The 11,526-nt window shown below is 63.7% G+C and carries 8 protein-coding genes and 1 pseudogene; 5 read left to right on the top strand and 4 right to left on the bottom strand.

Features of this window, described 5'->3' with window-relative positions:
• Window positions 1-217 precede the first annotated feature (217 nt).
• From Q0176_RS04540 to Q0176_RS04555, 4 genes are all read left to right on the top strand, one after another.
• Complete coding sequence (locus Q0176_RS04540; RefSeq protein ID WP_299299671.1) at window positions 218-724, top strand: hypothetical protein; 507 nt, start codon at window positions 218-220, stop codon at window positions 722-724.
• 65 nt (window positions 725-789) lie between these two features.
• Window positions 790-3,051: an FAD-dependent oxidoreductase gene (locus tag Q0176_RS04545; RefSeq protein WP_299299672.1), complete on the top strand. Its 2,262-nt coding sequence runs from the start codon at window positions 790-792 to the stop codon at window positions 3,049-3,051.
• Window positions 3,052-3,230: 179 nt separating this feature from the next.
• Window positions 3,231-4,502, top strand: coding sequence for a putative DNA modification/repair radical SAM protein (locus Q0176_RS04550; protein ID WP_299299673.1), 1,272 nt, complete (start codon window positions 3,231-3,233; stop codon window positions 4,500-4,502).
• Window positions 4,499-5,260: a TIGR03915 family putative DNA repair protein gene (locus tag Q0176_RS04555; RefSeq protein WP_299299674.1), complete on the top strand. Its 762-nt coding sequence runs from the start codon at window positions 4,499-4,501 to the stop codon at window positions 5,258-5,260. Before Q0176_RS04550 ends, Q0176_RS04555 begins: the two co-directional genes overlap by 4 nt.
• Window positions 5,261-5,339: 79 nt before the next feature.
• Here the strand turns inward: Q0176_RS04555 and Q0176_RS04560 are convergent, their stop codons facing one another.
• The 4 genes and pseudogenes from Q0176_RS04560 to Q0176_RS04575 all read right to left on the bottom strand — a co-directional run bounded on the left by Q0176_RS04560 (window position 5,340) and on the right by Q0176_RS04575 (window position 9,653).
• Window positions 5,340-5,789 carry a hypothetical protein gene (locus tag Q0176_RS04560; RefSeq protein ID WP_299299676.1) on the bottom strand — a complete coding sequence of 150 codons (450 nt, stop codon included), beginning with the start codon at window positions 5,787-5,789 and terminating at the stop codon, window positions 5,340-5,342.
• 245 nt (window positions 5,790-6,034) lie between these two features.
• On the bottom strand, window positions 6,035-7,672 hold the full coding sequence (gene groL, locus Q0176_RS04565) for a chaperonin GroEL (protein WP_299299677.1): 1,638 nt from the start codon (window positions 7,670-7,672) through the stop codon (window positions 6,035-6,037).
• A gap of 33 nt (window positions 7,673-7,705) precedes the next feature.
• A pseudogene (gene groES, locus Q0176_RS04570) lies at window positions 7,706-7,991 on the bottom strand (co-chaperone GroES).
• 225 nt (window positions 7,992-8,216) lie between these two features.
• Entirely contained in the window at window positions 8,217-9,653 is a 1,437-nt protein-coding gene (locus tag Q0176_RS04575) for a sodium:alanine symporter family protein (RefSeq protein WP_299299680.1), read from the bottom strand.
• A gap of 345 nt (window positions 9,654-9,998) precedes the next feature.
• On the opposite strand from Q0176_RS04575, the gene Q0176_RS04580 reads away from it, so the two are divergent.
• Window positions 9,999-11,526: glutamine synthetase III (locus Q0176_RS04580; protein ID WP_299299682.1), on the top strand; the 1,528-nt coding region annotated here is incomplete at its 3' end.

The following is an 11,526-nucleotide window of genomic DNA, read 5'->3' on the forward strand; positions in this document are numbered from 1 at the left end:
ATAGCGCACGGCTCATATAATATCCGTCTATTTTACGAACGGACACGATTTTGTCCATCTCCCCGCTCCATGATCCTACAATTTTATTATACCGCGGAGGGAGGTCCATGAGGAAATTTTTCCGGGGATGGTGTATGATCTATTTTTGTCGTGTCCCGCATTTTATCATCGGCATTATCGACATCAATCGGCGTTCGAAAGGACGGAGTGAGCCTCCATGAACCGGAACGACTCGGGACGGAACCATACCGCCCCCCCCCTGCGGCGAATCGTTTTTCTCTTTGTCTGTCTCCTGCTTCTGCCGGGCCGCGCCCCCGCCCTTGCCGCCAGCGCGGCCGAGGACCTTCTGCAGCTGGCCGGGAAGCTGTCTCCCGGCATGACCGCGAAGGACGCCGAAGCCCTTCTGGGGCCTCCGGCGGAGACGACCCCCGTCGGAGGTGGAGACGACCTTCTCCGCAGCTCCTGGCTGCACGGGGAGATGGGCATCGAAATTTATCTGGTGAAGGACGCGGCCTACAGGATCGATCTCTCCCGCCGCTTCGAGCGCAACATCGACCTGCTGCGCGCGATGGACGAGCTGATGCGGCAGGGACAGAAGAAGTACGGGTCCATGCCCCGTTTCGATACGGGCAGGAACGAATACTACTGGATAGCCAAGGGACATCGTTTCTCCTTCTCCCGGTACGCAGCCGGCACGATACGCGTGTGCCTCAGCGGCGAATAGCGGATAGAGCAATAACAAGCGGAAAAATGCTCCGTTTTCCACCTTTCATGGCAGGAGGTTTTCTTTTGAGTTCCCTAAGCGTCTCGAGAGCAGTGAAGCGTCGTACGGCGGGAGTCTTTTCGACATTCCTCTTTTTGGCGTTGTTGGCGGGCTTCGCGTCCCTCGATGGCGCTGCGGAGGCCAAAAGCGTTCAGCACATCGGCAGGCGGGATTACGACGTGGTCGTCGCGGGAGGGGGCTTCGGAGGCATCGCGGCCGCCATCCAGGCCGCGCGGCTCGGGGCCAGCGTCCTCGTCGTGGAACCGAGCGATTGGATCGGCGGGCAGGCGACGGCCGCGGGGGTCTCGACGATGGACGACCTCAGCCGTCTTCGCAGCGGACTCTACCTTGAACTTCTGTCCAAGGTCCAGGGTTATTACGAGCCCATGGGCAAGTCCACGGGCACGTGCTACTGGGATGCACGCAGCGTCGCCTTCGAGCCCCACATCGGGCAGCGCATGCTCTACGAGCTGGTCGACGACGCCCGTGCCGGGGGCAGGAACACCCTGGACATCCTCCTCTCCTCGGAGGTCGCCGCGGTATCCATGGAGAAGAATACGGTCCGGGGAGTGACGGTGAGGAACGCCGGAGGCACACGAAAAGTCGCCTGCCGCGTCCTCATCGACGCGACGGAATACGGCGACGTCCTGCCCCTGGCTCATGCCGAGTACCGCGCCGGCAACTCCATCTCCCCCTTCGTCGACCCCAACGCCATGATTCAGGATATCACGTGGGTCGCCATCATCCAGAAATACCCCGAGGGCATTCCGGACCATCTGCGCGTGCTCACGCCCCTGCCCGGGTACGAGCTGGCGCGGCGCAACTACGAGAGCTACGTCACACCGGACGGCATGGACTTCAAGGGCGTCTACCCCGTGACGCTCCCCGTCAACGTCGTCAGCCACAACGCCTACCGCGGCCTTCCCGACTCCTCCAACTACTGGGGGTACGACGCGAACCGCGAGAACTGGCCCCATATATCGAAGTGCGGCGTCAACTGGGGCAACGACTACCCGGGAAAGTACGGCTGGGAGGGGAAGCGCGGACTGCCCACGGGCTACCTCGAAAACCCGGACCTTCGCAGCAGGGTGGAGCGGGACGCCCTGATCAAGACCCTCCACTACATCTATTACATGCAGAACGAGCTGGGGGAGAACTGGTCCGTCGCCGACGACGAATACCACCATCCCGTCCTGCCCCGGGCCGCCGAGGGGCTCCCGGACGAATGGCTGGAGATCGTGCGGCGGATGCCGGCCATCCCCTATGTTCGGGAATCGCGGCGTATCGTCGGGAACTACACCCTGACCTCCTCGGAGCTGCTGCAGAACTCCCTGAGCTATCGCGACGGTCAGACCAGCCACGAGTTTCCCGACGCCATCGCGATCGGAGGCTATATCCTGGACCTGCACGGTGCGGACACCGACTCGGATATGGAGTGGAAGTTCGACGAGAAGGCGGCTTCGACCCAGATCAACCGCCCCCGGGGGCCGTTTCAGGTTCCCCTGCGCACGCTCATCCCCCGGGACATCGACGGGCTTCTGGCAGCCGAGAAGAACCTCTCCATGACGCGCCTCGCCGCCGGGGCCCTGCGCCTTCAGCCCATCTGCATGATGACCGGCCAGGCCGCGGGGGCGCTTGCGGCCCTCTCCGTCCGCGAGGGCGTCCGGCCTCGCGACCTGCCCGCCGTTCGGGTCCAGCGCGCCCTGCTGGAGGCGGGTGTCGTCCTGTCGCTCTGCAAGTACTCGGACGTCCCCCCCGAACACCCCCGCTACAACGCCGCGCAGATCGCCAGCGTCCACGGCCTGATCGCCCCGATCGAACCGCCTCACGCTCCGTCCTACGACATCAGCGACCTCGACGACCCCGTCCTGGCCATGGCCATCATCAAGGGGCACGACAAGGGGACCTTCGGCATCGACGAGATCCTCACATGGGCCGAGACGGTCTCCATGATGGAAAAGGCCCGCAAGGCGTCCGGGACATCGCTCGGACTCCTCCCCGAGCTCGGGGACAAAACCGACGCCTTCGTGAACCGGGGAAGGTTCGTCAAGGCCCTCTGCGACACCTTCGGCTTCTCCGATCCCGAGGCCTTCCCCAGGGCCAAGGGCAAGGGTTCGTTCTTCGCCTCCTCCAAACACCCCAACGCTCCGGCCGTGGAAGCCTTGTCGCCGCTCGGCATCCTGGACCTCTACAAATCGGAGCGGGAGTTCCATTTCGGCCGGCCCGTGACCCGAGGCGAGGCCGCGGAGATGATCATGAAGGCCATGACGTCGGCCAAGCTGCCCTGAACGCGCATCCCTGTTCCAAGTTGTTTGTCATGCGGGGGCTCCATGCCGGGGCCCTCGCTTTTTTATTCGGGGCTTCGGAGCCTCGTTTTTCATACGCGGCCCCGGTCTGCTATAATAACGACGCATTAAGTTGCGACGAATGTGGTAGATAACATATCGGCACGACGGAGGGGACCGCGATGGGGCATGACCTGCAGAGCCGACTGAGCATCCTGACGGAGGGAGCGAAATACGACGTCTCCTGCGCATCCAGCGGGTCGAACCGCGGCGGAAGAAGGGGCAGGCTGGGCCATGCCTGCCCTGCGGGCGTCTGCCACACGTGGTCCGACGACGGGCGCTGCATATCCCTGCTGAAGCTGCTGCTCACCAACGACTGCATTTACGACTGCGCCTACTGCATCAACCGCCGCAGCAACGACGTGCCGCGCGCCTCCTTCACGCCGCGGGAGGTCGCGGAGATCACGGCCGCCTTCTACAGGCGCAACTACATCGAGGGACTCTTCCTCAGTTCCGCGGTGCGGCGCAGCCCCGACGACACCATGCTCGATCTCATCCGAACGGTCGCGCTGCTGCGGCGCGAGTTCGGCTTCGGCGGCTACGTCCACGCCAAGGTCATCCCCGGGGCCTCCCACGAGCTGGTCGATGTCCTGGGGCGCCTGGCCGACCGCGTGAGCGTCAACGTCGAGCTTCCCACGGAGCGCAGCCTGGGGCTTTGGGCCCCCCAGAAGAGCGCCAGGTCCATCTTTACCCCCATGAAGTACATCAGCGGAAGAATCGAGGAGCGAACCTCGGAACGCCGTCCGGCGAAAAGGGCTCCTTCCTTCGCCCCGGCCGGTCAGAGCACCCAGATGATCGTCGGGGCTACGCCCGAGCCCGACCTGACCCTTCTGCGCCTTTCGGAGGGGCTTTACGGCCGCATGGGGCTGAAACGCGTCTATTACTCCGCCTACGTCCCCGTCAACGACAACCCCACCTTGCCGGCCCTGAACGCCGCGCCCCCCCTGCTGCGCGAACATCGTCTCTATCAGGCGGACTGGCTCCTGCGTTTCTATGGATTCCGCGCGGACGAGATCGTGGACGAGGCCCACCCGAACCTCGAGGAACGGCTGGACCCCAAGAGCGCCTGGGCCCTGCGCCACATGGATCTCTTTCCCGTGGACCCCAACCGGGCGGAGTACGAGACGCTCCTGCGGGTACCCGGCATCGGGGTGACCTCCGCCAGGCGCATCCTGACGGCCCGGCGCGCGAGGCGGCTCGACCGGGACAACCTCAGGCGCCTGGGCGTCACGATGAAGCGGGCCCAGCACTTCCTGCGGTTCGAAGAGAGGTCGGCCGCGCCGAGATACGTCTCGTCCCTGGAGGGGCTGCGGGCGATCCTGGAGGGAAGGCGTTTCTCCCCCCAGCTCCGGCTGCCGTTCCCGGAAGACCTCCCCACGCCGCAGGAGGGATGATGATCTACGTCTACGACGGTACCTGGAACGGTATGATGACGCTCGTACACAGGACGGCCCGGGAGGGCGCCCTCCCCGACGACATTCTGCGTTTTTCCCCGAATGGGTCAAGCGGCGTGCTGCTGGACAGCACGGAGGTGAGGAGCGACCCCTCCCTGGCGGAGGCGACCGCCGCGGTGCTGGAGGAGCGCCTGGGCCGACGATGGATGTCCGAAGCCTGTCTCGCCCTGATGTCGGAGGAGAAGGGAATAGACCTCGCGGTGTGGCGCTGCCTCTCTCGGCTCTGGAAGGAGGGGGCCAGGGCCGCAGCGGACCTGGCGGCCCCATGCATGGGGGCCGTCCTCCATGCCGCGAGACGCTCGTTCCGGGAGCTTCACCGCTGGATGGGGCTCATCCGTTTTCGGGATGTGGGCGGGGTCTATTACGCCCCCTTCGCCCCGGACTGCGACGTGCTGCCCCTCCTCGCCGGACACTTCCGCAGCAGGCTGCCTGCCCGCTGGGTGCTCCACGACACCGGCAGGGGACGGGCAGCCCTGCACGAGGCGGGACGCTGGTTTCTGACGGACGCGGCGCTCCCGGCCCATCTGAGGATCACCCGCGAGGAGGAGGTCTGCCAGGCGCTTTGGCAGGAGTTTTTCCGCAGCACCGCCGTGAGGGAAAGGATATCCGCAAAGCGCCAGTCGAACTTCCTGCCCCGAAAAACCTGGGCGTACCTCATCGAAAAACCGGGAGCGGCGTCCTGGGGCCGGTCCGGCTGACAACCCCATCTCCCCGATGCAAATACCAGGAGAGGAGCCGCGAGCCCCTCTCCTCTTGTTCCCCCATCCCCGGAAAGAATCAGATCTTCACGTCGATGATCGCGGTGACCCCCACGCCCTGAACGCGGCGAAAACGCTCGACCGGATTGAGGGAATCGATGGGCACGAGGATCTTGGCCCTCACGCCTTTGAAATCGACCTCCAGCTGTGCGACGGCCTGAGTATTGTTCACCGCAGTCCGGGAGTGCCCCCCGACCTGGGCCGCACCGATATGCGTGCCGCTTCCGAACGAGACGATGGGCACCACTTTCGTATGTCCCTGGAACTTGGCCCCCTTGTTGAGGGTCACCGTGTTGATGAAGTCGTTGATGGGGCCGGCTATGGCCGTCACCACCGCTCCGCCTCCGACGATGAGCGCACCCTTCTTCAGGATGTCGCCGATATCGATGGCCGAGGCGGGCAGAGAAGAGCAGAGGACCGTCAGCACGGACAGTCCTGCAACGACAGCGCGAGCGAAAGAACGTTTCATGTCCTACACCTGCTTTACGAGACGTTTTCGAGCCCCCGCAGCAAAAAGCGCAGGGCCTCGGGTTCCCCCTAATCTTAACATGCCCCGTGCCGTCGGCCGCTCACAAGCCCGTACGAGAATGTTCTACGTAATTCGGACGAGCGGCCTTTCAGGACCTCCGCCGATCCCAGGCCCTTTGCCCGCCCGTAAAGAGAGCCCTGCGCCGGGGGCGCAGGGCTCTCTTGCCTTCACGTATCGCGGGAGGTCTAGTACATGTCTCCCATTCCGCCCATGCCGCCGGGCATGCCTCCCGGCATGGGCTCCTTCTTCTCGGGCTTGTCGGCGACGATGCCCTCGGTCGTCAGGACCATCGCGGCGATGGAGCCCGCGTTCTGAAGCGCGGAGCGGGTGACCTTCACGGGGTCGATGATGCCGACGGAGATCATGTCGGTGTACTCGCCCGTCGCGGCGTCGAGCCCCTGTCCGGCCTTGAGGGTGCGAACCTTCTCGACCACCACGTCGCCCTGGTAGCCGGCGTTTTCGGCGATCAGGAAGAGGGGCGCCTTGAGGGCGTTGAGGACGATCTGAGCGCCCGTCCGGACGTCGCCCTTCAGCTTCTCGACGAAGGGCTCAAGGGCGACGGAGCAGTTCAGCGCGGCAACGCCGCCGCCGGCCACGATCCCCTCCTCGACGGCCGCGCGAGTCGCGTTGAGGGCGTCCTCGATGCGGTGCTTCAGTTCCTTCTGCTCGGTCTCCGTAGCGGAGCCGACCTGGATGACGGCCACGCCGCCCACCAGCTTGGCCAGGCGCTCCTGCAGCTTCTCCTTGTCGTAGTCGGAGGTGGAGTCCTCGATCTCCTTCTTGATCTGCGCGGCGCGCTTACGGATCTCCTCGGAGTTTCCGGCGCCCTGCGTGATGGTGGTGTCCTCCTTGGTGATGCGGACCTTCTTGGCCTTGCCCAGCATGGAGAGCTCGGTGTTCTCGAACTTCAGGCCGACCTCCTCGCTGATGACCTGACCGCCGGTGACGATGGCGATATCGGCCAGCATGGCCTTGCGGCGATCGCCGAAGCCGGGCGCCTTCACCGCGGCGACCTGCATGACGCCGCGCAGCTTGTTGACGACCAGCGTGGCCAGGGCCTCGCCCTCGACGTCCTCGGCGATGATGAGCAGCGGCTTGCCGGTCTGGACGACCTTCTCGAGGACGGGAAGCAGGTCCTTGATGTTGCTGATCTTGCCGTCGTGAATCAGGATGTAGGCGTCGTCGAAGCCGGTCTCCATACGCTCGCTGTCGGTGACCATGTAGGGGCTGATGTAGCCCTTGTCGAACTGAAGGCCCTCCACCATCTCGAGGGTGGTGCCGACGGTCTGGCTGTCCTCGATGGTGATGACGCCGTCCTCGCCCACCTTGCTCATGGCCTCGGAGATCAGCGCGCCCACGGCGCTGTCGTTGGCGGAGATGGCCGCGACCTGGGCGATCTTCTCCTTCTCCTTAACGGGGATGGACTTCTTCTTCAGCTCGTCGACCACGAAGTCGATGGCCTTCTCGATCCCCTGGCGCATCTGCATGCCGTTGGCTCCGGCGGCGACGTTCTTCATCCCCTCGCGGATGATGGCGCGGGAGAAGATCGTGGCGGTCGTGGTGCCATCGCCCGCGATGTCGTTGGTCTTGGACGCCACTTCCTTGAGAAGCTGGGCGCCCGCGTTCTCAAACGGGTCCTCGAGCTCGATCTCCTTGGCGATGGTCACGCCGTCGTTGGTGATGGTGGGAGAGCCGAACTTCTTCTCCAGCACCACGTTGCGCCCCTTGGGGCCAAGCGTCACACCGACCGTATCCGCAACTTTATCGATGCCGCGAAGCATTGCACGGCGGGCATCCTCGCCGAAAGAAAGAATCTTAGCCATAATAGGTGTCCCTCCTGTCAGAAACTTATGGTGCTACTTCTCGACGATAGCCAGAACGTCGCGCTCGCTGAAGATGACGTACTCGTCGCCGTCGATCTTCACCTCCGTGCCCGCGTACTTGCTGAAGATGATGCGATCCCCCACCTTCACCTCGACGGGCAGCTTCTGACCGTTGTCCAGGACCTTGCCGGAACCGACGGCCATGACCTCGCCCTCCGTCGGCTTCTCCTTGGCCGTATCGGGAAGGACGATGCCTCCCTTGGTCTTCTCCTCGCGAGAGAGCACCTTAACGACAATCTCCAAGCGGCTTGAGATTCATTAAAAATCCCCTCCTGATTTATGTCAGCACTCAAGCTATCGGAGTGCTAATTGTTATGCGAAAATATTAGCCCTTCGCCTCGCGATCGGCAATAGGGCAAATTACGTATCGCTGAACTTTATGATAGAGGCCCAATATCCCAAGTAAAAAGCTCCCCGCTTTCGGGGGGACAGGGGAACAGCCTGTCCGCCCGGCAGCGGGGAGCCTGAAGATCCGATGGCTCGGTTACAGCAGACGATTGCGGTCGAAGGGTTTGCCCTCGTTGTACTCCCTCAGGAGCTGGGCGACCTTTCCGCTCAGGAGCAGCAGGGCGATGAGGTTCGGAATGACCATGATCCCGTTGAAGAAGTCCGTGAGCTCCCAGACCAGATCGATCTTCAGGCAGCTGCCCGTCAGGATGCACAGCACGACGATAAGCTGATAGGGAAGCAGTCCTTTGGCGCCGAAGAGGTAACGGATGTTCGTCTCCCCGAAGTAATACCAGCCGATGATCGTGGAGAAGGCGAAGAACAGCAGGCAGATGGCGATGAAGGTATAGCCGAACTCCCCCATGAAGTGCGCTTTGAAGGCCTCCTGGACGAGGACGATCCCCTTCTTGATGGGCTCGCCCTTCTCGTTGAAGTTCGTGTCGAGGATCCCGGAGGACATGACGGTGAAGATCGTGATGTTCAGGACGACGAAGGTATCGATGAAGACGGCGATGACGCCGAGCACGCCCTGCTCCACGGGATGATTGACCTTCGCCACCGCGTGGGCGTGGGGCGTCGAGCCCATGCCGGCCTCGTTGGAGAAGAGGCCGCGGGCGATGCCGTAGCGGGCCGCCGTGGCCACCGCGACGCCGGCCGCCCCGCCCCAGACCGCCTTGGCTGAGAAGGCGCAGGAGAAGATCTGTGCAAACACCGCCGGGATGCGGGAGGCGTTCATGACGATGAGGGCCAGCCCTGCAGCCATGTAAAGGATAGCCATGATGGGAACGAGCTTCTCCGTGACGGCCGCGATGCGCTTCACGCCGCCCAGGAAGATGGCGCCGGCAATGACGGCGAGGCCGATGCCGACGACGACCTGGTCGATGTCGAAGGCGTTCTTGAAGGCGTCGCTGATGGAGTTGGCCTGGACCATGTTGCCCATGAACCCGAGGGCCAGGATGATGGCGACGGCGAAGAAGCCCGCGAGGAACTTCGCGACGGGCCCGTTGCCGAGCCCGCGGGAGATGTAGTAGGCCGGGCCGCCGACCACCTGCCCCGTCTCGTCCTCCTCCTTATAGAGCTGCGCCAGGCAGGCCTCGCCGAAGTTGGTGGCCATGCCGAAGAAGGCGGCGACCCACATCCAGAAGATGGCCCCAGGGCCGCCGGTGACGAGGGCGGTCATGGCCCCCACCAGGTTTCCCGTTCCGACCTGCGCGGCGATGGCCGTCGTCAGGGCCTGGAACGAGCTCATTCCCGACTTGCCCGCGGCCTCTCCGAAGAGCGAGAAGTTGCCGAAGAGCCTGCGGCAGGCCATCCCAAACTTCGAGACCTGGACGAACCCCAGCCGAAGGGTGAAGAATATCCCCGTCCCGCAGAGGAGGGGGATCAGGAATTTCGTGCCCCAGAGAAAGCTGTTTGCCTGAGTGGTCCATTTCAGGAGTTCCTCGAAAAAGGGTAGTGCCAAAATACTTTCCATGAAATACCTGCTCCTTCCTGAACATATATAAGATGGAGGCGGCCCGGCAGGGCCGAGGGGTCAACACTCCGATTGTATAGAGAAAGAAGGCATCTGTCCACCAAAATCTGCAAATTATATTTTCACCCTTCAGATTGAGGGCTCAAACTCTATGGGGGATACGGCGCATGGCCCCGCCCCTTCGATGAGACGAGGGCAACCGAGGAACCGTCCAACGGAAATATTTCCGCATAAGGACACGCAGTCACACGCTTAAAATGGATTCAACGACAGGCTATAATATCATTATGTCGAGAACAAGCAGTTTTTTCACCGTGTTTTTATGTTTGATATCTGGAGATGATGATGTTGCGGGATAAATATCCGACGGTGCGGGAGATCTTCGGATCTATGGTCTTCGACCGCAGGGCCATGAAGGAGAAGCTGAACCAGGACGTCTACGAGCGGCTTGTCGCCGCGATGGAGGGGCGACAAAAGCTGGACGCGGGGCTTGCGGACACCGTGGCGATGGCGATGCGGGACTGGGCCGTTGCGCACGGGGCGACGCACTGGGCGCACTGGTTCCACCCCCAGACCGAGCTGACGGCCGAGAAACATCAGGCATTCACCGTGCCCGGACCCGATGGTACCCCCATCGACGTGTTCCGGGGAAGCGACCTGATCCAGGGCGAGCCGGACGCCTCCTCCTTCCCCTCGGCGGGGAAGCGCTCCACCTTCGAGGCACGGGGCTACAACGCATGGGACATCAGCAGCCCCGCGTTCATCGTGAAGAGCGCCAAAGGGGGTACGCTCTGCATCCCCTCGGTGTTCCTGTCCTGCGACGGGACCCCGCTCGACCTGAAGACCCCCCTGCTCAGAGCCCTGGACGCCCTCGAGGGACGCGCGCTCAAGCTCCTGAAGCTGTTCGGACGCAGGGGGATCCGCAGCGTCCGCATGACGGTCGGCGCGGAACAGGAGTTCTTCCTCCTGGACCGTCCGCGCGCCCAGGGGCGTCCGGACATCCGGTTCTGCGGCCGCACGCTGATCGGCGCGCAGCCCGCGAAGGACCAGAAGCTGGACCACCATTACCTCGGCGCCATACCGCCCCGCATCCTGAGCTACATGGAGGACGTGGAGCGCGACCTCGCGCGGCTCGGCATCTCCATCGCCACGCGGCACAACGAGGTGGCGCGCTGCCAGTTCGAGTTCGCCCCGCTCTTCTCCGATGCGAACACGGCCTGCGACCAGAACCAGATCCTTATGGAGACGATGCGGAAACTGGCCAGACGGCACGACCTGCGCCTGCTCTTCCACGAGAAGCCCTTCCAGGGGATGAACGGAAGCGGGAAGCACGTCAACGTATCCCTGATGGACAGCGAGGGCAACAACCTCCTGAAGCCGTCCCACAGCCATCGGCGCAACGTCGTGTTCCTGACCTTCCTGGCCGCCGTCGTGCTGGGGGTCTCGAAGTACCACAGCCTGCTCCAGGCCTCCACGGCCACGGCGGGCAACCTGTTCCGCCTCGGGGGACACGAGGCCCCCCCTTCCATCACCAGCGTATATCTGGGGTCCGCCCTGACCGAGCTCCTGTCCCGGCTCGACCAGGCGGACGTCTCCCTTCCGGACAGGGGGCCGATGGACCTCGGCCTCGCGAAGCTCCCCTCGATCATCCCCTACGACAGCGACCGGAACCGGACGGCGCCCGTGGCCTTCACCGGCGACAAGTTCGAGTTCCGGGCCCCCGGCGCATCGCAGTCCATCGCCCTCCCCGTGACGATGTTCGCGTCGCTCTGGGCATGGGGGGTGCAGCAGATGACCGATATGATCGAGGAACGCAGCTCGGGGGGCAAGGACCCCATGGACGTGGCGCTGGACGCGGTGAAGGAGGCCGTCC

Source organism: uncultured Fretibacterium sp. (assembly GCF_938040765.1).
Taxonomy (GTDB): domain Bacteria; phylum Synergistota; class Synergistia; order Synergistales; family Aminobacteriaceae; genus CAJPSE01.

Coding starts and splice junctions, on each gene's coding strand:
- Q0176_RS04550 (WP_299299673.1), top strand. CDS start 3,231: ATGGGGCATGACCTGCAGAGCCGACTGAGCATCCTGACGGAGGGAGCG.
- Q0176_RS04540 (WP_299299671.1), top strand. CDS start 218: ATGAACCGGAACGACTCGGGACGGAACCATACCGCCCCCCCCCTGCGG.
- Q0176_RS04575 (WP_299299680.1), bottom strand. CDS start 9,653: ATGGAAAGTATTTTGGCACTACCCTTTTTCGAGGAACTCCTGAAATGG.
- Q0176_RS04560 (WP_299299676.1), bottom strand. CDS start 5,789: ATGAAACGTTCTTTCGCTCGCGCTGTCGTTGCAGGACTGTCCGTGCTG.
- groL (WP_299299677.1), bottom strand. CDS start 7,672: ATGGCTAAGATTCTTTCTTTCGGCGAGGATGCCCGCCGTGCAATGCTT.
- Q0176_RS04555 (WP_299299674.1), top strand. CDS start 4,499: ATGATGATCTACGTCTACGACGGTACCTGGAACGGTATGATGACGCTC.